Raw genomic sequence first — 23,452 nt, forward strand, 5'->3', positions numbered from 1 at the left:
AGACGCTTGGGTATGGATTAAAGCACTATTCTCAGCGCCAGCGGATGCTCGTCGCAGTTGTTGCCTTCACCGCCTCGGTCCACCACCAGGAACTCCCCTTCACGATTGAGCACCGACTGGATGGCGTGCCAGGTGCCGGCGCGATAGTTCACCCCCTGGCGCCCGTCGGTGACGAAGGCGCGCACCTCGGTCGGATCGATGCTGTCGCCCGGCGGCGCCACCACGATCACGAAGCGCTCCTCGTGCAGCGGCATGAAGGCCTGGCTGCCCTGGGGGTGGCGTTCGAGGAAGTCGAGTTCCAGCGGGATCGACACCGGCTGGCTGACGAAGATACTAATCAGCGCCCTCGCCTGCTCGCCCAGGGTCTCGACCTTGGCCAGGTCGTGGTAGCGCCGGGTGCGTCCGGCGTTGATGTGAAAATAGTCCGCCGTGCGGGTGTCGATGACGTCACCGAAGGGCGCGAAGGCCTCAGGCGTCAGCGGCTCGGCTTTGAGTTCCAGCATGTTAGCCCCTCGAAATCAATCAGCAGTTAGCCCGTATCGCCGGGGCTGTTCCGGCGGCAGGCCCCGGAGCGCCGGACCGACGATGAGGCGCTGTGAACCCATCCCTGGGCGCTACTTTTGCCCTGCTTCGCTCTCGCATCCTGCTTCGCTTGCAGGACCGGTGCTGGCCATCCATGGCCAGCCCGTTCGGAGCAGTGCTCCTCACCCCTGGCAAAAGACCTCCTCTCCGGCCTGCCCCCGGCGCCCCTAACGTCGCTGAGATCGGAAAACTCGGCAACGTTACTGCAAGCCCCCTGTGTCTCAGCGAGTCCCCAGCCGCAGCGCCGCGTGACGGTTCACGTCCTTGTACAGCAGGTAGCGGAACGGCCCCGGCCCCCCGGCGTAGCACGCCTGCGGGCAGAAGGCGCGCAGCCACATGAAATCGCCCGCCTCGACCTCGACCCAGTCCTGGTTGAGATGGTAGACCGCCTTGCCCTCGAGCACGTAGAGGCCGTGCTCCATGACGTGGGTCTCGTCGAAGGGGATCACCGCCCCGGGCTGGAAGGTGACGATGTTGACGTGCATGTCGTGACGCACATCGGCCGGATCGACGAAGCGCGTAGTAGCCCAGCGACCGTCGGTTTCGGGCATCTCGTTGGGCGCGATGTCGTTCTCGTTGACCACGAAGGCCGGCGGCACCTCAATGCCCTCGACGAATTCGTAGGCCTTGCGCACCCAGTGGAAGCGCACCGGCGCCTTGGATTCATTGCGCAGCTGCCAGTGGCAGCCCGGCGGCAGGAAGGCGTAGCCGCCCGGCACCATCTCGTGGCGCTCGCCGGCGATGGTCAGGGTCATCTCGCCTTCCACCACGAACAGCACGCCCTCGGCACCGGGGTCGAGCTCGGGCTTCTCGCTGCCGCCGCCCGGCCCCACCTCCATGATGTACTGGGAGAAGGTCTCGGCGAAGCCTGAAAGCGGGCGCGCCAGGACCCACAGCCGAGTCTGCTCCCAGAACGGCAGGTTGCTGGTGACGATATCGCGCATCACGCCCTTGGGAATGAAGGCGTAAGCCTCGGTGAACACCGCCCGGTCGGAGAGCAGCTGAGTCTGGGGTGGATGCCCGCCATGGGGGGCGTAATAGGTGCGTTGGCTCATTAGGGGTCCTGCTGGTCAGTAAACGGTTCAGGAACTTCCGCGTAGCATACGATCCGGATCTGGCGACCCGGCAGCGTCGGGGTGGAACGGCCCGATAACGCAGCGAGAGGCGCCGGGAACAGGCCGAAGAGGGGGTCCGATGCCATGGATGGCATCGGTAGCGCCCAGGGAAGGGTCACAGCGCCCCCTCGCAGGCCTGTTGACGGATCAGCCTCGAGCGGTGCCCGGCTGCGACATTGATCATGTCAGCGCCCCGGTGCCGGATGATGTTCCATCCAGTGCCTGGCGATATCCACACGGCGCGTCACCCACACCCGGCCATGGGCTTCGATATGGTCGAGGAAGCGCTGCAGGGCGCGAAAGCGGCCGGGGCGGCCGAGCAGCCGGCAGTGCATGCCCACCGAGAGCATCTTGGGCGACTCCTCGCCTTCCGCGTAGAGCACGTCGAAGGCGTCACGTAGATAGGTGAAGAAGTGGTCGGCGGTATTGAAGCCCTGGGGTGCGGCGAAGCGCATGTCGTTGCTGTCCAGGGTGTAGGGCACGATCAGGTGATCGTGCTCCGCACCCTGGCTATCGGCCTGCCGGGTCCAGAACGGCAGGTCGTCGCCGTAGTAGTCGCTGTCATAGAGGAAGCCGCCCTCATCGAGCACCAGACGCCGGGTGTTGGGGCTGTCGCGGCCGGTGTACCAGCCTTGGGGTTTCTCGCCGTAGAGGCGCTGGAAGATCTCCATGGCGCGCTGCAGATGCTCGCGCTCGACGTGCTCGGGCACCTCCTGGTAGTGAATCCAGCGGTAGCCATGACAGGCGATCTCGTGGCCCAGCTCCTTGAACGCCTGAGCCACCTCCGGATGACGCTCCAAGGCCATGGCCACACCGAACACCGTCAGCGGCAGGCCGCGGCGCTCGAATTCACGCAGGATGCGCCACACGCCGGCCCGTGAGCCGTACTCGTAGATCGACTCCATGCTCAGGTGGCGATCGGGATAGGCGGCGGCACCGATGATCTCGGAGAGGAACTGCTCGGAGCCTGCGTCGCCGTGCAGTACGCAGTTCTCGCCGCCCTCTTCATAGTTGAGCACAAACTGAACGGCGATTCTGGCTCGCCCCGGCCAGTTGGCATGAGGCGGATTGCGGCCGTAGCCGACCAGATCGCGGGGGTAATCACGGCTGATGCTCATCTGCGCTTCCTCTTTGTTCTTGACCTTGCGCCGCGGCTTTCCAGGGGAGTGCAACAAAACTGGCGGAGTCAAATGTATACAATATAGAAAATAGACTGTATCCATCATTCTTGCAATATCCGCCACTCCTCCGCTTGACGAAGCGTGCTGGTGCGACTGAAGACCGAGAGGTACCCAGCGAAACAAGCGGCAACTCGGTCTCGCCTTTTTTGTATACAAAAAAACTGGCCATGGCAACCACTGACCGCACCTGACTCGCCGGGTGAGAGCGCCATAGCGTCAAGAAGAAAGCCTGCCAAGAAGGATAGCTACCAAGAGACGTCACCTTGGGCAGGTGCGCTGCCAGAAGCAGCGATGTGAAGGTGGTTAGAAGCGGTATCACAAGATCGCAACATAAATTGTATACATTTCATGAAGAGACAAGCATCCAATGCGGCCTTTCCTGCCACCAGTACTACCTAAGTCTAAACACAGAAATCACTGAAACAACCCCACAAGAAAAACATAAGCATCTGATTTAACACCAATAAAACACAGTCAGGACGGTGCCGACATGGCGCTTGCGTTCAGCGTCTGACAAGCCTATTTTGTGTACAAAGATATTTTTAATTGTCCACGAAAAAGGAATTCCCATGCGCCTGCGCATTATCAACCCCAATACCACGGCCGCCATGACTCGCAAGATCGGCGAGGCGGCCCAGCGTGTGGCTTCCCCCGGCACGCAGATAGTCGCCACCCAGCCCGCCGACGGCCCCGTCTCCATCGAAAGCCATTTCGACGAAGCCATCAGCGCCGTAGGGGTGCTTGAGGAGGTGCTGGCAGGAGAGAAGGAAGGCACCGATGCCTATGTGATCGCGTGCTTCGGCGACCCCGGCCTGCTGGCGGCACGCGAACTGACCCGCGCTCCGGTAATCGGTATTGCCGAGGCAGCCTTTCACATGGCCAGCCTGATCAGCACGCGCTTTTCGGTGGTCACCACCCTGTCGCGCACCGGCATCATCGCCGAACACCTGCTGGAGCAGTACGGCTTCCGTCATCACTGTCGCCGCGTTCGGGCCGCCGAGATACCCGTTCTCGACCTGGAGGAGAACGGCGCCACAGCGCTATCGCGCATCATCGACGAATGCCAGCGCGCCCGTGACGAGGACGGCATCGGCGCCATCGTGCTGGGCTGCGGCGGCATGGCCGACCTGACCGACACCCTGTCGCGGGAAGTGGGCCTGCCTGTGATCGAGGGCGTCACGGCGGCGGTGAAGCTGGCCGAAGCCCTGGTCGGGCTGGGACTTGGCACCAGCAAGCAGGGGGATCTGGCCTTCCCGCGCCCCAAACCCTTCAGTGGCTGCTTTGAACGCTATTCCCACTTGACGCCCTAGCCAGGCGCCATTTCCCAACCACCCCCAACAACAACAAACCGCATCAGCACGTCATGCCGCAAAAGCCCAGCGCACCGGGTATCAACACAACACCGAGCAACGACTTGCGAGGATAGAGCCATGCAACACCACACCCCTCAAAGTAACGCAGCCGAGCCGCTGGCTGCCGCCACCACCGCTGCAGCGGGCGCCACCAAGGCCCCGGGCGAAGAATCGCTGGCGCCCCAACAGACCCGCATCATGGGGCGCACCTCCTACTTCCTGGCCTGGTTCGGCGGCTGTGTCTCCATCGGCACCTTTGCCATGGGCTCCAGCGTGGTGGGCACGCTGAACCTGATCCAGGCGACCCTGGCCATCGCCATCGGCTGCTTCGTGATCGGGGTCGCACTGGCCATCAATGGCGCCGCCGGCTACAAGTACGGCATTCCCTTCATGGTGCAGGCCCGCAGTGCGTTCGGCTTCGCCGGCACGCGCATTCCCGGCCTGGTACGGGCGGTGCCGGCGGTAGTGTGGTACGGCTTCCAGAGCTGGATCGGCGCCGGTGCGCTGAACATGGTGTCAGCCACCCTGTTTGGCTTCGACAATCTGATCTTCTACTTCATCGCCTTCCAGTTCCTGCAGATCGGCCTGTCGGTGATGGGCTTCCAGGGCATCAAGTGGCTGGAAAACATCGGCAGCGTCTTCATTCTCGCCTCGCTGACCTACATGTTCTACGCCACGGTGCAGCGCTACGGCGACGAGCTCTCGGCCAACCTGCTGACCATGGAAGGCTCGTGGGGCATGCCGTTCTGGGGGGCCACCATGCTGTTCCTCGGCATCTACAGCACCATGATGCTCAACGTCAGCGACTACTCACGTGAGCACAAGCACGGCACCCGCCCCAGCCTCCTGACCACCATCTATGCCATGTCGATCCTGCCCTGCACCCTGTTCATGGGCCTGATCGGCTACATGGTCTCCGAGGCCACCGGCACCGCCGACCCCATCCAGGTGTTTGCCAACGCGGTGGACAACACCCCGCTGCTGATGACCACGCTGCTGTTCATCGCCTTCGCCCAGGTCACCACCAACGTGCTCAACAACGTGGTGCCGCCCACCTACGTGCTAATGGACGTGTTCAAGTTCAAGTTCGCCACCTCCACGGTGATCGTCGGCCTGCTGGCCTTCGCCACCTTCCCCTGGAAGCTGGTGCAGCCCGAATCCGCTGCCGGCCTGCAGCTCTTCGTGCAGACCTACTCCGCCTTCCTCGGCCCGATCTTCGCCATCCTGGTGGTGGACTACTACCTGATCCGCCGCCGCACGCTGGACCTCGGCAAGCTCTATGACGAGACCGGCCCCTATCAGGGCGTCAACTACGCCGCGCTCATCGCCACCCTGGTGGGCATCGCCGCCGCCCTCACCTTCTCCGCCGTCTCCTGGTACGCCAGCCTGATCCCGGCCGGCCTGACCTACTATCTGCTGATGAAGCACTGGGCCCCCTGCCAGCGCTTCCGTCAGTGATTCCCTGCGTCCCCGCCCGGCAGCTGCCGGGCGGGATCTATCGCTCCTGCACCTCGATGCGCTGCCATCTCTTTGCCACTCGCCCATAATCTCGTGGAGGCTCCACCCCATGCCCCAGGCTCGATTGCACTCCTCACGCCTCAAACTGGCCACCTGTTGCCTGCTGGGCGTCTTTCTTGCGACGCCGCTTGCACAGGCCAATCAAGATGCAACGAATCAGGCGACGAACGGTTCATCTCCAGTGAAGACCATCGCTCTGATCAATCCCAACTCCAACACCGAGTCCACCAGATCGATGGCCGACCTTGCCAGACTGGAAACCAGGGGGGTCGCAGAAGTGGTGGAAAGAACCAACAGGGACGCCCCACCCCTGCTCACGACACCCCAAGATATGATTGATGCCGCCCCCGGGGTTGTAACGCTGGGCGTCGAAGCCGCCAGGGATCACAACGTTGCCGCCATCATCGTCTCGGCCTTCAGTGACCCCGGGCTCGAGGAGCTGCGGGAAAGCGTCGATATCCCGGTGTTCGGCATCGGAGAGGAAGTCTTCCATGAGGCGGCGCGGGACAACAGGGTGTTCGGCATCGTGACCGTCACGCCCGACGAGGCATTGATCGAATCCTTCAGGCAAAAAGCCGCCTCCCTGGGCTACGAGCAGCTTTATCGCGGCGTCCGGGTGACCCCGGGTGATCCAACCGAGCTGGTCCAGTCACCCGACAAGCTCGATGCCGCCCTCGCCGAGGCAGTGAAGGAGTCTGTTGAAGAAGACGGAGCCCAGGCGGTGATCATGGGTGGTGGCCCGCTCTCTGCCTCGGCACTCCGGCTCCAGCCACAGTTCGATGTTCCCCTGGTCGTGGCCGTCAAGGCCGCGGCCCGTGCAGCGGTCGAGGCCATTCAGACCGCGGAGTGACCGCCTCCGGTCGGCGGCAGTTGCCAGCGGCGCCTGAGTACTGGCCGCACTGACTCAAGCCCCCGGGCCAATGGCCCGGGGGCTTGCATTTGGGAAGTCCGCGCGCGTGATCAGCCGCCGAAGATGCTATGCAGGTCCGGCGCCTCCTCCTCCTCCTCGACGATGGAGAGCGACGCCTCGATGGCCTTGAGATGACGGCTCATGAAGGCGGCCGCCCGCTCGCCGTTGCCCGCCTCCAGGTAGCCGATCAGGTCGTCGTGGTCGTGGGACTCGCAGCCCAGGTGCCCGGCGCTGCCATAGACGGCGAGGATCAGCGAGGAGCGTGAGCAGAGCTGTCCGACAAAGGCCGCCAGGGTGGCATTGCCAGAAAGCTGGGCCAGGCGCTCGTGGAAGGCGGCAGAGAGCTTGATGGCCCGGCTCTGCTCGCCCGACCTCAGCGCCTCGCGCTCGCTGCGTGCCATCTCACGCAGCTCCTCCACGTCGGCGGCGGTGATCTGGCGCGCCACCTCAGGCATCAGCCCGCACTCCACCATCTGGCGTGCATCGAACACATCCTTGGCTTCATCGGCGGTAGGCCGCGTGACGCTGGCACCGCGCCGTGGCGTCAGCGTCACCAGCTGCTCCAGCGCCAGGCGCTGCAGGATCTTGCGCACCCCGGTGCGGCTGATGCCGAACACCTCGGCCAGGGCGTCCTCGCGCAGACGAGCCCCGGGCTTCAGGCGATGTTCGATGATGGCATCGCTGATGGTGCGATAGATCGCCTCATGGCGTTCGGCCCCATCCCCGTTTTTGCCCAGGCGCCGAGGCTTTGCCTTGCTCGGGTCGCCTTCGACCAGGCGCTGCCGCTGGTTCATGATCCCCTCCTAGTCCGTCTCTCGGCTCATTGTATACGCTTCGACGCCAGACTACCGAACCAAAGACAGCGCCCTCGGCCCACCGTAAGGCGGCGCCGAGGGCGGCAGGGTCATGCCGTTGGAGCTACGGTCATTGCTGCCAGGCAGCGATCTCCTCACGCTCTTCGTCGGTCATGCCGGTCATGTTGCCCAGCGGCATGTAGCGGCTGCTCACCACCTGCTGGATCTGCGGCTTCTGCAGCAGGATTTGATCCCAGCTGTCGTAGGTGACACCGGCGGGCGGCGCGGCGAAGCCGGGCTGGGTCGGCTGGCGAGAATGACAGGCCACGCAATGCTGCTCGATCAACGACTGCACCCGCTCCTGGCTCGGCGCCTCGGCCATGCCGTCCCCGGTCGGCGCCCGCTGCGTGGGGGCCGCCAGCCAGAACGCGACCAGGATCAGTGCCACCCCGGCGACCGGGTAGGCCGGCTGGATCTTGCCGGCGTGCATCAGCACGAAGAACTGGCGGATCAGGGCGCCGGCAAAAATGAACAACGACATCAGCACCCAGGCGTATTCATGGCTGTACACGAAGGAGTAGTGGTTGCTGATCATCAGCAGCACTACCGGCAGCGTGAAATAGGTGTTGTGCACCGAACGCTGCTTGCCGCGCTTGCCGTCGAGTGGATTGGGCTGTTCGCCGGCCTTCATCGCGTTGACCATGCGCCGCTGGCCGGGGATGATCCAGAAGAAGACGTTGGCCGACATGGCGGTTGCCATGACCGCACCGGTGAGCAGGAAGGCCGCGCGTCCCGAGAACATCTGCACGCTGAGATAGGCCACCACTACCATCAGCACCGCCACCGCCAGGCTGAGTACGCCGTCACGTTCCATGTTGGGGCTGATGCGCTTGCACAGCTCGTTGTAGACCACCCAACCACCCAGCAGGAAGACCAGCGCCAGCACATTGGCCTGCCAGCCGCTCATGTTGGCGGCCCACTCCCAGGGGCTGTTGGGATTGACCAGGTAGAAGCCGGGATTGGTCATGTACAGCAGCACGAACAGGGCGAAACCGGAAAGCCAGGTGGTATAGGACTTCCAGAATGACCAGTGCAGGTCTTCGGGAAGCCGGGCCGGCGCCGTGGCGTACTTCTGGTTATGGTAGAAGCCACCCCCATGAACCGCCCACATCTCGCCGAAGACGCCTTTCTTGCGGCAAGCCTCCTCCTTAGGCGTCTTGAGGCCGTTGTCCAGCATCACGAAATAGATCGACTCACCGATCCAGGCAATCGCCGCGATGACGTGCAACCACCGCAGCATGAAATTGACGAATTCCAGCAGGTACGCTTGCATTGAGGAGCTCTCGTTCAGTGTTGTTGTTCAGCGGCCCGTGGCCGAGGGGCACGTCGGCTCAGCTCCGGCCTAGCTGCCACGATAGGTAGAGTACCCATACGGTGAGAGCAGCAGCGGCACGTGGTAGTGCTGCGACGCATCGGACACGCCGAAGCGCAGCGGGATCACATTGAGAAACAGCGGCTCGCTTGCCGCCACGCCCTGCGCGCGCAGGTAGTCGCCGGCATGGAACACCAGCTCATATTCGCCAGCCTGGAAGTCATCGTCCTCCAGGATGGGGGCATCGCAGCGGCCATCCTCATTGGTCGTGACCGTCTTCAGCGGCGTGCGCCGCTCGCCTTCCAAGCGCAGGACCTCGATGCGAATGCCCTGGCCGGGTCGGCCCTGCGCGGTATCCAGTACATGGGTGGTGAGTCGTCCCATCTCGTCGCTCCTGTGTGTGATGCTCATAGGCCAGCTGAGGGCGTCCGGCGTGCACCGGACGCTCCTTCCGATTCATGAGAACATTTTTAGCGCTTTCGGTAGTACATTTCAAAATTTTTTTGTATACACTTTCAAGAGCAACATCCATCACCGCTACCACGGAGCTACCCGATGCCCGACAACATCCTCACGCCTCGCCCCAGCACCCTCGACCGCACTACTTTCGTGTCCCGCTTCGGTGATATCTATGAACATTCGCCCTGGGTGGCCGAGCTGACCTGGGAGCGCGGGCTGACACCCGAGCACGACACCCCTGAGGGCCTGGCCAAGGCCATGGGCCATACCCTGCGAATCGCGCCGCCAGAACGCCAACTGGAAGTCATTCGCGCCCACCCCGACCTGGCCGGCAAGGCGGCCATCGCCGGTGAGCTGACCGACGATTCGACCCGTGAGCAGGCCGGCGCAGGGCTGGATCAATGCTCACCGGAGGAAATGGCACGCTTCGAGCAGCTCAATGCCGCCTATAAAGAGAAGTTCGAGTTCCCGTTCATCATGGCGGTGAAGGGCAGCGACCGGTACGCGATTCTTGCCGCCTTCGAGGCGCGCCTGGTAAACGACCGGGAGGAGGAGCGCCGCACCGCCATCGAGCAGATCAACCGGATCGCCCGCTTTCGCCTGGACGATCGCGCCTCATCCTGATCGCAACGACAGCGCCGCCCGCTCGGCGCTGTCGTTGCCTCCGGCTTCGCCCCCGCTGCCCTTCCATTCCGATTTCGCGGCACCTTCCGGCTGGCTTCCGTCTCACCGACCTTAGACTCACGCATATCAGGCTCTCTATGCACATGGAGAGCGCCCACCTTCCCGGCCAAGCGGCCCTTTAGATATGACCAAACGGTCAAAACAACGCCATCAAGCCATTGTTTTTATTTCAGTCTTCCTAGTGAGAGACAAAAATAACCGTAAATTGTCTTTTAAATAAAGATCAATTGTGTACATTAATTTCCCAGCGTGCGCACATCTCGCCACGCTAAGACAACACCAAGACAACAACAACTCGAGAGCCTGACCATGACCGACGCTGGACCCGTTTCTCAGCCCGCCAAACCCTCTCGTACCGTCAACCAGAACCCGGACGCCATGCCGCCGCTGGGCAAGGCGATTCCGCTGGGCATCCAACACATCATGGCGATGTTTGCCGGCAACGTGACGCCACCGATCATCATCGCCGGCGTCATCGGCGCCACCACCGGCGAACAGATCTTCCTGATTCAGGTGGCTCTGTTCGTGGCGGGCATCGCCACCCTGATCCAGACCATCGGCATGGGCCCCATCGGCGCCCGCCTGCCCATCGTGCAGGGCACCAGCTTCGGCTTCCTGCCGGTGGCGCTGCCGCTGGCCGGCACCTTCGGCCTCCCCGCCGTACTGGGCGCCTCCTTGGTCGCCGGCATGCTGCAGGTGGGGTTGGGGGCCTTTCTGAAGAAGATTCGCCACTGGTTTTCGCCGGTCGTGACCGGCATCGTGGTGCTGCTGATCGGCATCACCCTGATGCCGGTGGGCCTCAACTATGCCGCAGGCGGCGTGGGGGCCGATGACTTCGCCTCGCCCACCAACCTTGGCCTGGCCTTGTTTGTGCTGGTGGTCACCATCGTCGTGCATCAGTTCGGCCGCGGCTTCCTCAAGGCCGCCTCCATCCTGGTGGGCCTGGTGAGCGGCTACCTGGTAGCCATCGCGCTGGGCATGGTCGACTTCTCCAGCGTCGCCAACGCCGCCTGGTTCTCCGTTCCCAGGCCGCTGCAGTACGGCATGGAATTCCAGCTGACCGCCATCATCGGCATGACGCTGATCATGTTCGTGGTGGGGCTCGAGACAATCGGCAATATCTCCGCCATCACCATCGGCGGCGCCGGTCGCCAGGCCAAGGACCGCGAACTCTCCGGGGGCGTGATGGCCGATGGCGTGGCGACGTCGTTCGCCGCGGTATTCAATACGCTGCCCAATACCGCCTATGCCCAGAACGTGGGCCTGATCACCCTGACCGGCGTGGTCAGCCGCCACGTGGTGACCATCGGCGGCATCCTGCTGATCTGCATGGGCCTGTTCCCCAAGCTGGGCGGCCTGGTCGCGGCCATGCCCCATGCCGTACTGGGCGGCGCCGGCGTGGTGATGTTCGGCATGATCGCCTCGGCCGGGCTCAAGATCATCCAGGAGTGCGAGCTCAACCAGCGCGCCATGCTGATCATCGCCGTGGCCATGAGCCTGGGCATCGGCCTGCCGGCGGTGGAGGCCATCGCCGAGACCATGCCCGGCCAGGCCGGCCTGCTGCTGAAGTCGGGCCTGGTGCCGGCAGCCCTCGCCGCGCTGCTGCTGGATGCGGTTCTGCCGGGCAAGCCGCAGCGGAAAATGCCTGAAGAGTCGCTGGCCAAGGGCAAGGAGACGCATTCCAACGCCTGAACACAAGGCCGGCCGAGATTGCTCGGCCGGCCCACTTCCCGCTTTCCACTGGCTTGCTTCCTGCCTCGCTCTTCGCTGCACTTGCTTCCCGCTGCACTTGCTTCCCGCTGCACTTGCCTCACGCTTGCTCGAACCACCTGCCGCTGCACCCGTCCCACGGCCTTGGCGAGGCTACACTGGTGACGACACCGTCCACATAGCGAGGAAGCGACATGTTTCGCAATCGCCAGGACGCCGCCGAGCAGTTGGCATCGCGTCTTGCCCACCTACAGGGAAGCCATCCGCTGATTCTCGCCATCCCCCGCGGCGGCGTGCCGATGGGCCGCTGCCTGGCCGACGCACTGGACGGTGAGCTCGACGTGGTGCTGGTACGCAAGGTCGGCGCCCCGGGCAGCCCCGAATTCGCGATAGGCGCCATCAGTGAAGACGGCACCCTGAAGCTCGACGAGGCGGCATCGCACTTCCCGCCGGAGGCCATCGAACGCGAAGCCGAGCGACAGCGACAGCTGATCGCGACGCGCCGTCGGCGCTACACGCCAGTTCGGGCCCCGATTGCCCCGGAGGGCCGCGTGGTAGTGGTAGTCGATGACGGCAGCGCCACCGGCGCCACCATGGAAGCCGCCCTGCGAACCCTGCAGGGGCGAGCGCAGCGCCTGATCGCGGCATTGGGCACCGCCTCGCCCAGCGCCTTGGCGCGCCTCGCCGCGCTGGCCGACGAGGTGGTCTGCCTGGAGGCGCCCGAGCGCTTCATGTCGGTGGGTGAGTTCTACGCGGACTTCAGCCAGGTGGAAGAGGACGAGGTCCTGGCCCTGCTGCGGGGGTGACGTCAGGCCGACGACAAAAAAACAAGGGCCATCGCCGACGACGGCGATGGCGATGGCCCTTGGGTTCCGCGCTGCCCGCTTTACTGGCTGCTGGCGCTCTTCAGGTTCTGCTCGGCCAGCTTCTGGCCCCGCTGCAGGAATTCCTGGTTCAGGTCGACGACCTTCTTGGTGTCGCCCTGCAGACGCTCGCCAAACTCTTTGGCAGCTTTCTGCTGGGACTCGACGACCTTCTTCAGGCTGTCAGCGTCCTTGACGTCGAGCCAGCTGCGCGCCTGGGCGATACCGATTTCGCTGTAGCTACGGAAGATCTCGAACTGTGCAGAGAGAAGCTTCTCGTAGTATTCCAGCGTCAGCGAACCGTAGGCGCGAACCGGCGTGGAGAAGAAGGCTTCGAACTGCTGCTGGGTTTTCTCTTGGGTCTTGCTCATGGGTCACCTCCAGGGTTGCAATGCAAGGCGTGAAGGGCCTTGTTGCATTGCAGCATAGCAAGGAGGTTTGTGCGGCGCAACATTTTTATTGCGATGCAGCATTGTGCCCCGCGTCGCTACCGCTGACCGAACAGGTGCCGCCTTGCCTCATCGTCGATGGGCTCTCCCGCCTGGGGGTTGACCTCCTCGGCAAGTGCGTAGGCACGCACCACGGCCGGGCGCCTCGCCATCTGCTGGAACCAGCGCTCCAGGCTGGGAAACTCCTCGAGATCCTGGCCCTGGCGCTCGTGCGGCACGATCCACGGGTAGATGGCCATGTCCGCGATGGAGTAGGCATCGCCGCCGACGAACTCATGGTCGTCGAGCCGCCGGTCAAGCACACCGTAGAGCCGTGAGGTCTCGTTCATGTAGCGCTGGATGGCGTACTCGATCTTCTTCGGTGCGTAGTGGCGGAAGTGGTGGTTCTGCCCGGCCATGGGGCCAAGCCCACCCATCTGCCAATGCAGCCACTGCAGCACGACGTAGCGCTCCCGGCCCGACGCCGGTAGAAACTGGCCGCACTTGTCGGCGAGGTATTCCAGGATCGCGCCGGATTCGAACAGCGCCAGCGGCTGCCCGCCGTCGGCGGGCGCGCGGTCGAGGATGGCCGGTATCCGGTTGTTGGGCGCGACCTCGAGGAACTCGGGCAGGAACTGCTCGCCGCGGCCGATGTTGACGGGGCGCAGCTGGTAATCAAGCCCCGCCTCTTCGAGAAAGAGCGTGACCTTGTGCCCGTTGGGCGTCGTCCAGTAGTAGAGCTCGATCATCTTTCCCTCCCGGCCCGCCTCAGCGGTAGGCGCCTTCGATGTCGGAGATGCGCATGGCCTGGCGCCCCAGCCCGTCGTAGGCGTCCAACATGCGTTCGATCCAGCCGTAGACCGGGTCGGCGTTCGATACCAGGTCGGCCGTGGAGACCACCCGCGCCCACATGAAGCTGCCGAACACGAGGTAGTCGGCCCCGGCGGGCGCATCGCCGTCCAGGTAGTCCGACTCCTTCAGGCAGCCGCGCAGCGGCTCGAGGGCGGCGTCGAGCTGGGCCAGGCCCTTGGCCGGGGAGTGGAACTCCTCCAGGGTGCGGCCGAAGCGCTGCTCGCGCGAGCTGCGGAAGTAGTCGCGATCCTTGGGATGAATGGCATTGAGCAGGTCCATGACGATGGTGCGCAGCATGGCGGGTTGCAGCGAGCGCTCGGTGTAGTGCTTGAAGAAGCGGGCCCGCGCCGCGGCAAGCCCGTCGCCCAGCAGCGGGCGCTCGGGGTAGGTGCGGTCGAGGTGGCGCAGGATCTCGTAGCTGTCGGTCACGGTGGTGTCGCCGTCGACCAGCACCGGCACCTTGTCATGGTCGGCAAAGGCCAGCGCCTGCTTGTCGGTGAAGTACCAGGGGCGGGTCTCCACGTCGAGGCCCTTGTGGGCCAGGGCATAGCGCACTCGCCAGCAGTAAGGAGAGAACCGCAGCGCCTCATCGATCCCGCACAGTTCGTAGAGCACCCTCGCCATGTCGTTCTCCTGCATCCGTGGATGTTAATGAACCGATAGTGCCAGCCTTTCGGCCAGGTTGCCAATGGCTCGACCCAACGCGCTGAAAGCCGCGGCAAGGCTGTCCATTAGTCTAATTCGAGGCTATCACTGGAAACATTTTCCATTAAAATAATGGCGGCATGGGCTTGTTTTTTCGATAAAAAGCGAAATGGCAACCCCTCGCCAGGCGATATTAGATTGGTCATACCAATTACCCAAGGATGGCAAGTTTTCCACGCACTCCGTATCGTTCCGTTCCATCGACGGCGCTCAGGTCAGCCTCTCCTGCCGGCCGCTGCTCGACACCCTGCCCAACAAAAGCCTAGAGGTACGTTACATGACAGAGACGACGCTAGCTCTGCTCGCTTTCACGCCGTTGATACTGGCCGGCGTCTTGCTGATCGGTTTCCGTATGGCCGCCAAGACGGCCATGCCTATCGTCTACCTGGTCACTGCGCTGATCGCCCTGCTGGCCTGGGAGATGAGCTTCAACCGAGTGCTGGCCTCAACCCTGCAGGGTCTGATCCTGACGGTATCGATCCTGTGGATCATCTTCGGGGCCATCCTGCTGCTCAACACGCTCAAGCATTCGGGCGGCATCACGGCGATCCGTAACGGCTTCTCGGGAATCAGTCCCGACCGCCGCGTGCAGGCGATCATCGTCGCCTGGCTGTTCGGCTGCTTCATCGAGGGCGCCTCGGGCTTCGGCACGCCGGCGGCCGTGGCGGCCCCGCTGATGGTGGCGCTGGGCTTCCCGGCGCTCTCCGCCGTGGTGGTGGGCATGATGATCCAGTCCACGCCGGTCTCCTTCGGCGCCGTGGGCACACCCATCGTGGTCGGCGTGACCGGCGGCATCAACTCGGCAGGCATCACCGCCGAGCTGGAAGCCGGCGGCTACACCTGGCTCGAGTACTTCCGCCTGATTTCGGCCGAAGTCGCCATCATCCACGGTATCGCCGGCATCCTGATGCCGCTGATCATGGTGGTGATCATGGTCCGCTTCTTCGGTGCCAACAAATCTTGGAAGGAAGGTCTGTCGATCGCCCCCTTCGCCATCTTCGCCGGTGTCGCCTTCGTGGTGCCCTACGTGCTGGCGGGCGTGCTGCTGGGTCCGGAATTCCCGTCGATGATTGGCGCCATGGTCGGCCTGGCCATCGTCGTGCCTGCCGCACGCCGCGGCTTCCTGATTCCCAAGGACACCTGGGACTTCCCGGAGCGCAAGTCCTGGCCGGACGAGTGGATCGGCAAGCTCGAGATCAAACTGGATGACATCGCCGGCAAGGCGCCGATCTCCACCTTCATGGGCTGGCTCCCCTATGTGCTGCTGGCCCTGTTCCTGGTAGCGTCGCGCACCGTCGAGCCGCTGCGTCAGGCGCTCAACGCCTGGACCTTCGGCTGGAGCAACATCCTCGGTGAAGCCGGCGTTTCCGGCAGCATCGCCCCGCTCTACCTGCCCGGCGGCATCCTGCTGATGGTGGTGCTGGTCACCGCGCTGCTGCACCGCATGCGCCTGGGTGAACTCAAGGCGGCCTTCGGCGAGTCCTCCAAGACCATCCTGGGTGCCGGCTTCGTGCTGATCTTCACCATCCCCATGGTGCGGATCCTGATCAACTCCGGCGTCAACGCAGCGGACCTGGTCTCCATGCCGGTGGCCATGGCGCAGCTGGTGGCCGACAGCGTGGGCGACGTCTATCCGTTCTTCGCGCCTGCCGTGGGTGCGCTGGGTGCCTTCATCGCCGGTTCCAATACCGTGTCGAACCTGATGCTGGCCGAGTTCCAGTTCAACGTGGCCCAGGCTCTCGGTGTCTCCACCGCGATGATGGTGGCGCTGCAGGCGGTGGGTGCCGCGGCGGGCAACATGATTGCCATTCACAACGTGGTGGCCGCCTCGGCAACCGTAGGCCTGCTGGGTCGTGAAGGCATCACCATCCGCAAGACCATCCTGCCGACGCTCTACTACCTGGTTGTCACCGGCCTCGTCGCCATGATCGCCTTCTACGTGATCGGCGTGACCGACCCGCTGATGGAAGTGGCGCAGACAGAGCCGGCCGCGACCGAGCAGGTATCGGAGCCGCCGGTGGAAGACGTGGGCGTGGGCGTGGCGGATGACGCCGCCGAGGCGCCCGAGGCCCAAGCCGAGCTCGGGGAAGAAGAGGCCGAGCTCGAACAGGAGTAAGCCAGCCTCGCTATGCTGCACGAAGCCGCCCCCGGGTTCCCCCGGGGGCGGCTTCGTTGGTAGAGGGCTCCGTGTGCGAGGCGAAGTCGCAGCGCATCACTCCCACTCACCAAGGCGCATGGCCGAGCGTTCCAGGCGCTCATCCTCGGCCTCGATCTCGCGCAGCTGCGCCTCGATGCCGGTCAGGTGGTCCAGTGCCGCGCGCCTTGCCGCCTGGGGCTTGCCCTCCATCACCGCACGATAGAGCCGGGCGTGCTGGCGATTGATCATCTGCCGCGGCGCCTCGCGGTGATAGAGGTTCTTCACCGAAGCGAATACCGAACTGAGCAGCAGGTCGGTGAGCGACTGCAGCGTATGTACCAGCACCGGGTTGTGCGAAGCCTGGCAGATCGCCAGGTGAAAAGCGTGGTCGAGGTGCGCCAGCCGCTCGACGTCGACACCTTCGCGGTTCACCACGTAGTCGGCCATCGCCTCGTAGCGGCGCTGGATCAGCACCCGGTCGGCCGGCGTGGCCCGCTCCGCCGCGAGCCGGGCTGACTCGCCCTCGAGCAACGCGCGCACCTCCAGCAGGTCGAACAGGGTGCGCGGGTGGTCGCGAAACAGGTGCATCAGCGGGCTGTCGTCGCGCCCCGGCACCAGCGCCGCTACCGCCGAGCCGCGGCCCTGGCGGGTGGCGATGATGCCCTTGCTGCGCAGCACCCGCAGCCCCTCGCGCAGCGAGGTGCGCGACACGCCCAGCCGCTCGCACAGCCGGCGCTCCGAGGGCAGCAGCTGGCCCGGGCGAAACACGCCGTCGAGGATCAGCTGCTCGAGGCGCGCCGCCACCGCATCGGGGGTGCGCGTCGGCAGGACGTGGTCGTTCTCCGGGGGCATGCTTCCTCCTTGCATGACGAGCCGCCTTGACGGGCGCAGGCGAGCCCGACATGGTGTATCATGAAAACTATTTCCAATATAGTAATCAACAACTGGTCATACCAGTAGACCGCAGACTGGACAGCCTTGCCGGCTGAGCGCAAATTGGCGTTTGCACAACGCTACCTGCCGCCAAGACTCGCAACGAGGCGCCTGCATGAACATCCTCTACGACGAACGACTCGACGGCCCGGCGCCGACGCTGGACCGGGCCGCCATTCGCGACAGCCTGACTCAGGCCGTGCCGGGCATGACCCTGCTGCATCGGGAAGAGGACATGCGTCCCTTCGAGTGCGACGGGCTCTCCGTCTACCGTACCCTGCCGCTGCTGGTGGCACTGCCCGATTCGCTGGAGCAGGTTCAGAAGCTGCTGGTGGCCTGCCATCGCCTCGGCGTGCCGGTGGTGACCCGCGGCGCCGGCACCGGCCTCTCCGCCGGCGCGCTGCCGCTGGAGCACGGCGTGCTGCTGGTGATGTCACGCTTCTCGCGCATTCTCGAGATCGACCCCGAGGCGCGCATCGCCCGGGTCGAGCCCGGCGTGCGCAACCTGGCCATCTCCGAGGCGGCCTCGCCCTACGGGCTCTACTACGCCCCGGACCCCTCGTCGCAGATCGCCTGCTCCATCGGCGGTAACGTGGCCGAAAATGCCGGCGGCGTGCACTGTCTCAAGTATGGCCTCACCGTGCATAACGTGATCAAGGTCGAGGTGCTCACCATCGAGGGCGAGCGCATGACACTGGGCAGCGATGCCCTGGACGCCCCCGGCTTCGACCTGCTGGCGCTGTTCAACGGCTCCGAGGGCATGCTCGGTGTGGTCACCGAGATCACCGTCAAGCTGCTGCCCAAGCCCGAAGTGGCCAAGGTGCTGATGGCCAGCTTCGACGACGTGGAGAAGGCCGGCAACGCGGTGGGCGCCATCATCGCCGCCGGCATCATTCCCGGCGGCCTGGAGATGATGGACAAGCTGGCCATCATCGCCGCCGAGGACTTCATCGGCGCCGGCTACCCGGTGGACGCCGAAGCGATCCTGCTGTGCGAGCTCGACGGCGTCGAGGCCGACGTCGACGACGACTGCGAAACCGTGCGCCGGGTGCTGGAAAAGGCCGGTGCCACCGGCATCCGCCAGGCCCGCGACGACGCCGAGCGCGCCCGGTTCTGGGCCGGGCGCAAGAATGCCTTCCCCGCGGTGGGCCGCATGTCGCCCGACTACTACTGCATGGACGGCACCATCCCGCGCCGCGAGCTGGCCCGGGTGCTCAAGGGCATCAGCGACCTCTCCGAGCGCTACGGCCTGAAGGTGGCCAACGTCTTCCACGCCGGCGACGGCAACATGCACCCGCTGATCCTGTTCGATGCCAACCGCGAGGGCGAGCTGGCGGTGGCCGAGGCGCTGGGCGGCGAGATCCTCGAGCTGTGCGTCGAGGTGGGCGGCACCATCACCGGCGAACACGGCGTCGGCCGCGAGAAGATCAACCAGATGTGCGCCCAGTTCCGCCCCGACGAGCTGGCCACCTTCCGCGCCGCCAAGGCCGCCTTCGACCCGAGCGACCTGCTCAACCCGGGCAAGAACATCCCCACCCCGGCGCGCTGTTCGGAATTCCGCACTATCAAGAGCGCGGCAGCCGACAGCGCCCCGGCCGCACCGCAGGGCTGACTGGAGTAACCATGGCAAACGCAACGCAACCCCAAGCCCATGACGCCAGCGAGGCCCTTGCCGAGCGCATCCGCCAGGCCGGCGCCGAGGGCACGCCGCTGCGCATCGTCGGTGGCGACACCCGCTACTTCTACGGCCGCGAGGTGGAGGGCAGCGAGCTCTCCACCCGCGAGCACCGCGGCATCAGCTTCTACGATCCGGTGGAGCTGGTGGTTTCGGTGCGCGCCGGCACCCCGCTGGCGGAACTGGAGGCCGCGCTGGCCGAACAGGGCCAGATGCTCCCCTTCGAGCCACCGCGCTACGGCGAGGCCAGCACCGTGGGGGGCATGGTCGCCACCGGCCTGTCCGGGCCGCGTCGCCCCTGGGCCGGCAGCGTGCGCGACTTCGTCCTCGGCGCCCGGGTGATCAACCACGAAGGCATCGAGCAGCGCTTCGGCGGCGAGGTGATGAAGAACGTCGCCGGCTACGACCTGTCGCGGCTGATGGTGGGCGCCCAGGGCACCCTCGGGGTAATCACCGAGGTCTCGTTCAAGGTATTGCCGATTCCCGGCGCCACCCACAGCCTGCAGCTGGAGCTCACCCTCGACGAGGCCCGCCGTCGGCTGGCCGAGTGGGGTCGCGAGCCGCTGCCGATCAGCGCCGCCGCCTGGCTCGACGGCGCCCTGCACCTGCGCCTGGAGGGCGGGCCGAGCTCGGTGGCCGCCACCCGTGCACGCATCGGCGGCGACGATCTCGACGGCGGCTTCTGGAACGCCCTGCGCGACCAGCGCCTGGCCTACTTCAGCGAAGGAGGCGCCCCGCTGTGGCGGCTCTCGCTGCCCCACCGCGCTCCGGCGCTGGACCTGCCTGCCGTCGACGAGCGCGAGATGATCCACGACTGGGCCGGCGCCCAGCGCTGGCTGCGCGCCGGGCTCGACGCCGAACAGGTGCACCGCGCCTGCCAGTCCGCTGGCGGCCATGCCACCTGCTACGGCCCGCGCCCGGCCGAGGTGGACCCCTTCACGCCGCTGCCCGCGGTGCTGGTGAAGTATCACCGCAATCTCAAGGCCCAGCTCGACCCCCAGGGAATCTTCAACCCCGGCCGGCTCTACGCGGCGTTCTGAGACGCACAGGATTTCGACATGCAGACGCACTTCACTGAAGAAGCCCTCAAGCAGCCGCATATCCAGGAAGCCGACCGCGTCCTGCGCAGCTGCGTGCACTGCGGCTTCTGCAACGCCACCTGCCCCACCTACCAGCTGCTGGGCGACGAGCGCGACGGGCCGCGCGGGCGCATCTACCTGATGAAGCAGATGCTGGAAAACCCGGACGACAGCGAAAACGTCACCGAGCAGACCCGCCTGCACCTGGACCGCTGCCTCACCTGTCGCAACTGCGAGACCACCTGCCCCTCCGGCGTTGAGTACCACAAGCTGCTCGACATCGGCCGCGCCGAGATCGAGCGCCGCGTGCCGCGCAGCCGCGCCGACCGCGCCCAGCGCTACGCCCTGCGCAAGGCCCTGGTCGACCCCAAGCGCTTCCAGGCGCTGCTCAAGCTGGGCCAGACCTTCAAGCCGCTGGTGCCCGGCAAGCTCAAGGACAAGCTGCCGCCCAGCCCGGTGGACGCCGGCACGCGCCCCGACCACCAGCGCCATGCACGCCAGATGCTGATCCTCGAAGGCTGCGTGCAGCCGGGGCTCTCGCCGAATACCAACGCCGCCACCGCGCGGGTGCTCGACCGCCTGGGCATCGGCCTCACGCCGGTGGCCGAGGCCGGCTGCTGCGGCGCCATCGACTTTCACCTCAACGCCCAGGACGACGGCCGCGCCCGCGCACGGGCCAACATCGACGCCTGGTGGCCGCACATCGAGGCCGGGGCCGAAGCCATCGTGCAGACCGCCAGCGGCTGCGGCGCCTTCGTCAAGGAGTACCGCGACATCCTCAAGGACGACCCCGCCTACGCCGACAAGGCCCGGCGCGTGAGTGAGCTGGCCAAGGATCTGGTCGAGGTCCTGCGCGACGAGGAGCTGGCGAGCCTTCAGGTCAACGAGGGCCGCCGGCTGGCGTTCCACTGCCCCTGCACCCTGCAGCACGCCCAGAAGCTCGGCGGCGCGGTGGAGGGCGTGCTGGTCAAGCTCGGCTTCACCCTCACCCCGGTGAAGGATGCCCACCTCTGCTGCGGCTCGGCGGGCACCTACTCGATCACCCAGCCCGAGCTCTCAATGCAGCTGCGCGACAACAAGCTCAACGCCCTCGAGGCCGGCAACCCGGAAACCATCGTGACCGCCAACATCGGCTGCCAGACGCACCTCAACGGCGCGGGGCGCACGCCGGTCAGGCATTGGATAGAGATTGTCGATGAGGCCCTGCCAACGCCCGTAAGCAGCTAGCCTCTGCGAATAGTCGCCCAAGGCGAGGGGCGCCGGGGACAGGCCGAAGAGGAGGTCCGATGCCATGGATGGCATCGGTAGCGCCCAGGGATGGGTTCACAGCGCCTCCTCGTCGGTCCGGCGCCCCGGGGCCTGTCGCCGGAACAGCCCCGTGCTTCACCGGGAGAGCTGCTAGCTCCGCATCGCCAATGTTCTTTATTTCAAAAGGAGAGCCCCATGAAGACCAAACCCGTACTTACCCTGACCGACGTCAACGCCATCCTCGACGCGGCCCAGAAAGAAGCCGAAGCCAACGGCTGGAAAGTGACCATCGCCGTGGCCGACGACGGCGGCCACCTGCTCGGCCTGCGCCGCCTCGACGGCGCCCCGGCCATGACCCCCGACATCGCCACTCAGAAGGCGCGCAGCTCCGCGCTCGGCGCCCGCGAGACCCAGGCCTTCGAGGACATGATCAACGGCGGGCGCAACGCCTTCCTCTCCGCGCCGATGCAGGGCCTGCTGGCCGGCGGCGTGCCGGTAATGGTCGAGGGTGAAATGGCCGGCACCGTGGGCGTCTCCGGCGTCAAGCCCGATCAGGACGTACAGATCGCCAAGGCCGGTATCGCCGCCGTCGCCTGAGCCTTTCGGGCCGGCAACAAGGCCGACAACAGCGCCCCGCCCCCTTCACAAGGGCGGGGCGCTGTTGTTCTTGCTCATCGCGTCCTAGGCCGTCGTGTTCCTGGCATGGGTCGAGTTCCTTTCCCCCGCGCCCAGGCTGCCTATACTGACGGCAGCCTCGCCATTGCCTTGCGTACCGCACGCCGTTCGCGGCGTATCTCACAATGGCGAGGCTTCCAACGCAAGATCCATCAGGCCGGCCAGGGTCGGTGCCGACATGGCTGCGCCCAACGGGAGGAACCCGTCATGGTCAAGAAACTGTTTGCCGCACTGGTGCTGATGGCCTTCATGGCACCGGCCTGGGCGCACATGTGCCCTGCGCTCATGGCCGACATCGACGAGGCGTTGCAGGACGAGGATAAGGTCGCTCAGCTCAGCGAGGACGAGCTTGAGCGAGTCCGCGAACTGCGCGAACAGGGAGAGCAGTATCACAACGAGGGCGACCACGCCCAGTCGGAGGAGGCACTGAACGAAGCCAAGGAGATCCTGGACGCATGACACCCTGAATCGGCGAGCCGACAAAGGTCGTATGGCCCTTGCTTCGGCTCGCCGCAGGTTCGGCATCCAGCGTCGACTACCCGCCGCCTGCACGTGTCGCTACCCAGCAAGACAACCGCCTGCTGGCTAGCCGGCTACTGATTAGCCACCAGGGCAACCGCCAGCTTCGTTCAGGGCGGGCTCAGTCCAACTCGGCGCCTGGCTCCGGGCAGCGCTGCAGGGTCACCTCGGCGCCGTCGCGGTCCAGCCAGGTCAGAGTCAGCACCTCGTGTTCCTGCAACGCCAGGCGAATCCGCTCCTCGCTGCGCATGCCCTCGCCGCGACAATCGAGCTGTGCCATCCAGACCTCGTCACCTTCCCGCTCCACTTCCATCTCGCACAGGTTCTCGTGGCCTTCCAGGCGCGATGGTGCCAGGGTGATCGTGCGATCCTCGCCGCCGCGGGCGCACCAGGCAGGCTCCGCCGCCCAGCGCCCTACGTAGGCCACGGCATCCTGCAGCGCCGGCCCCTCCTCGGGCGCCGCCGCCTGCTGGTCGTCGCCGCAGCCGGCCAGCACCAGCGCGGCACACAGCCCCAACCCGGCACGGTGATGTCGTAATGTCATGATCTCTCCTTGAGTGCTTGGCCCTGGACTGCGTGGCTCGGTTTGCCGCAGTTCCACTTTGTCGCTAACAGCATAGGCACGATTCGCCCGTCGCCAAGCCGCCGCCTCGCTGCCGTG

At 65.4% G+C, this 23,452-nt stretch carries 23 protein-coding genes; 12 read left to right on the forward strand and 11 right to left on the reverse strand.

The features are described from left to right. Positions 1-17 precede the first annotated feature (17 nt). From ACT7B3_RS13845 to puuE, 3 genes are all read right to left on the reverse strand, one after another. On the reverse strand, positions 18-503 hold the full coding sequence (locus ACT7B3_RS13845; protein ID WP_445158340.1) for an ureidoglycolate lyase: 486 nt from the start codon (positions 501-503) through the stop codon (positions 18-20). A 300-nt stretch (positions 504-803) separates the two neighbouring features. Beyond that, positions 804-1,637: a bifunctional allantoicase/(S)-ureidoglycine aminohydrolase gene (locus tag ACT7B3_RS13850; protein ID WP_445158341.1), complete on the reverse strand. Its 834-nt coding sequence runs from the start codon at positions 1,635-1,637 to the stop codon at positions 804-806. Between the two features lie 245 nt (positions 1,638-1,882). Next, entirely contained in the window at positions 1,883-2,815 is a 933-nt protein-coding gene (gene puuE / locus ACT7B3_RS13855; protein ID WP_445158342.1) for an allantoinase PuuE, read from the reverse strand. Positions 2,816-3,447: 632 nt separating this feature from the next. Between puuE and ACT7B3_RS13860 the strand changes: the two genes are divergently transcribed. From ACT7B3_RS13860 to ACT7B3_RS13870, 3 genes are all read left to right on the forward strand, one after another. After that, positions 3,448-4,188, forward strand: a complete 741-nt coding sequence (locus ACT7B3_RS13860; protein WP_445158343.1) for an aspartate/glutamate racemase family protein — start codon at positions 3,448-3,450, stop codon at positions 4,186-4,188. A gap of 120 nt (positions 4,189-4,308) precedes the next feature. Next, a complete protein-coding gene (locus ACT7B3_RS13865; protein ID WP_445158344.1) occupies positions 4,309-5,688 on the forward strand; it encodes an NCS1 family transporter in 1,380 nt (459 codons plus the stop codon). Between the two features lie 109 nt (positions 5,689-5,797). Beyond that, the gene (locus ACT7B3_RS13870; protein WP_445158345.1) at positions 5,798-6,598 is read left to right on the forward strand and encodes an aspartate/glutamate racemase family protein; all 801 of its coding nucleotides are present in this window, start codon (positions 5,798-5,800) and stop codon (positions 6,596-6,598) included. A 110-nt stretch (positions 6,599-6,708) separates the two neighbouring features. On the opposite strand, the gene ACT7B3_RS13875 is transcribed toward ACT7B3_RS13870, so the two are convergent. The 3 genes from ACT7B3_RS13875 to uraH all read right to left on the reverse strand — a co-directional run bounded on the left by ACT7B3_RS13875 (position 6,709) and on the right by uraH (position 9,208). Then, a complete protein-coding gene (locus ACT7B3_RS13875) occupies positions 6,709-7,452 on the reverse strand; it encodes a GntR family transcriptional regulator (RefSeq protein ID WP_445158346.1) in 744 nt (247 codons plus the stop codon). Positions 7,453-7,582: 130 nt separating this feature from the next. Then, complete coding sequence (locus ACT7B3_RS13880) at positions 7,583-8,785, reverse strand: urate hydroxylase PuuD (protein WP_444676924.1); 1,203 nt, start codon at positions 8,783-8,785, stop codon at positions 7,583-7,585. A 69-nt stretch (positions 8,786-8,854) separates the two neighbouring features. Next, positions 8,855-9,208: a hydroxyisourate hydrolase gene (uraH, locus tag ACT7B3_RS13885; RefSeq protein ID WP_445158347.1), complete on the reverse strand. Its 354-nt coding sequence runs from the start codon at positions 9,206-9,208 to the stop codon at positions 8,855-8,857. Positions 9,209-9,379: 171 nt separating this feature from the next. Here uraH and uraD point away from each other — a divergent pair, with 171 nt between their 5' ends. From uraD to ACT7B3_RS13900, 3 genes are all read left to right on the forward strand, one after another. Further along, positions 9,380-9,907 (forward strand): 2-oxo-4-hydroxy-4-carboxy-5-ureidoimidazoline decarboxylase, encoded by a 528-nt coding sequence (gene uraD, locus ACT7B3_RS13890; protein WP_444676922.1) that lies wholly within the window; start codon positions 9,380-9,382, stop codon positions 9,905-9,907. A 369-nt stretch (positions 9,908-10,276) separates the two neighbouring features. Beyond that, positions 10,277-11,659, forward strand: a complete 1,383-nt coding sequence (locus ACT7B3_RS13895; protein ID WP_444676921.1) for a uracil-xanthine permease family protein — start codon at positions 10,277-10,279, stop codon at positions 11,657-11,659. 212 nt (positions 11,660-11,871) lie between these two features. Then, positions 11,872-12,483, forward strand: a complete 612-nt coding sequence (locus tag ACT7B3_RS13900; RefSeq protein WP_444676920.1) for a phosphoribosyltransferase — start codon at positions 11,872-11,874, stop codon at positions 12,481-12,483. A gap of 80 nt (positions 12,484-12,563) precedes the next feature. Here ACT7B3_RS13900 and ACT7B3_RS13905 read toward each other — a convergent pair whose 3' ends face one another. The 3 genes from ACT7B3_RS13905 to ACT7B3_RS13915 all read right to left on the reverse strand — a co-directional run bounded on the left by ACT7B3_RS13905 (position 12,564) and on the right by ACT7B3_RS13915 (position 14,444). After that, complete coding sequence (locus ACT7B3_RS13905) at positions 12,564-12,911, reverse strand: phasin family protein (RefSeq protein ID WP_444676919.1); 348 nt, start codon at positions 12,909-12,911, stop codon at positions 12,564-12,566. A gap of 116 nt (positions 12,912-13,027) precedes the next feature. Then, entirely contained in the window at positions 13,028-13,717 is a 690-nt protein-coding gene (locus tag ACT7B3_RS13910) for a glutathione binding-like protein (RefSeq protein ID WP_445158348.1), read from the reverse strand. A gap of 19 nt (positions 13,718-13,736) precedes the next feature. Beyond that, complete coding sequence (locus ACT7B3_RS13915) at positions 13,737-14,444, reverse strand: glutathione S-transferase N-terminal domain-containing protein (protein WP_444676918.1); 708 nt, start codon at positions 14,442-14,444, stop codon at positions 13,737-13,739. A gap of 358 nt (positions 14,445-14,802) precedes the next feature. Between ACT7B3_RS13915 and ACT7B3_RS13920 the strand changes: the two genes are divergently transcribed. After that, positions 14,803-16,641, forward strand: coding sequence for an L-lactate permease (locus ACT7B3_RS13920; RefSeq protein ID WP_445158349.1), 1,839 nt, complete (start codon positions 14,803-14,805; stop codon positions 16,639-16,641). A 96-nt stretch (positions 16,642-16,737) separates the two neighbouring features. Here the strand turns inward: ACT7B3_RS13920 and glcC are convergent, their stop codons facing one another. Continuing rightward, complete coding sequence (gene glcC, locus ACT7B3_RS13925; protein ID WP_444676917.1) at positions 16,738-17,514, reverse strand: transcriptional regulator GlcC; 777 nt, start codon at positions 17,512-17,514, stop codon at positions 16,738-16,740. 196 nt (positions 17,515-17,710) lie between these two features. Between glcC and glcD the strand changes: the two genes are divergently transcribed. The 5 genes from glcD (at position 17,711) to ACT7B3_RS13950 (ending at position 22,731) form a co-directional block, all read left to right on the forward strand. Further along, positions 17,711-19,207 carry a glycolate oxidase subunit GlcD gene (glcD, locus tag ACT7B3_RS13930; RefSeq protein WP_445158350.1) on the forward strand — a complete coding sequence of 499 codons (1,497 nt, stop codon included), beginning with the start codon at positions 17,711-17,713 and terminating at the stop codon, positions 19,205-19,207. An 11-nt stretch (positions 19,208-19,218) separates the two neighbouring features. Continuing rightward, on the forward strand, positions 19,219-20,310 hold the full coding sequence (glcE, locus tag ACT7B3_RS13935; protein ID WP_445158351.1) for a glycolate oxidase subunit GlcE: 1,092 nt from the start codon (positions 19,219-19,221) through the stop codon (positions 20,308-20,310). An 18-nt stretch (positions 20,311-20,328) separates the two neighbouring features. Beyond that, on the forward strand, positions 20,329-21,576 hold the full coding sequence (gene glcF / locus ACT7B3_RS13940; protein ID WP_445158352.1) for a glycolate oxidase subunit GlcF: 1,248 nt from the start codon (positions 20,329-20,331) through the stop codon (positions 21,574-21,576). Between the two features lie 216 nt (positions 21,577-21,792). Then, positions 21,793-22,194, forward strand: coding sequence for a GlcG/HbpS family heme-binding protein (locus ACT7B3_RS13945; protein WP_444676915.1), 402 nt, complete (start codon positions 21,793-21,795; stop codon positions 22,192-22,194). A gap of 285 nt (positions 22,195-22,479) precedes the next feature. Further along, positions 22,480-22,731 (forward strand): hypothetical protein, encoded by a 252-nt coding sequence (locus tag ACT7B3_RS13950; protein WP_444676914.1) that lies wholly within the window; start codon positions 22,480-22,482, stop codon positions 22,729-22,731. Positions 22,732-22,912: 181 nt separating this feature from the next. Here ACT7B3_RS13950 and ACT7B3_RS13955 read toward each other — a convergent pair whose 3' ends face one another. Further along, entirely contained in the window at positions 22,913-23,335 is a 423-nt protein-coding gene (locus ACT7B3_RS13955; protein ID WP_445158353.1) for a hypothetical protein, read from the reverse strand. Positions 23,336-23,452 lie beyond the last annotated feature (117 nt).

It is taken from the genome of Halomonas sp. E14, assembly GCF_052568415.1.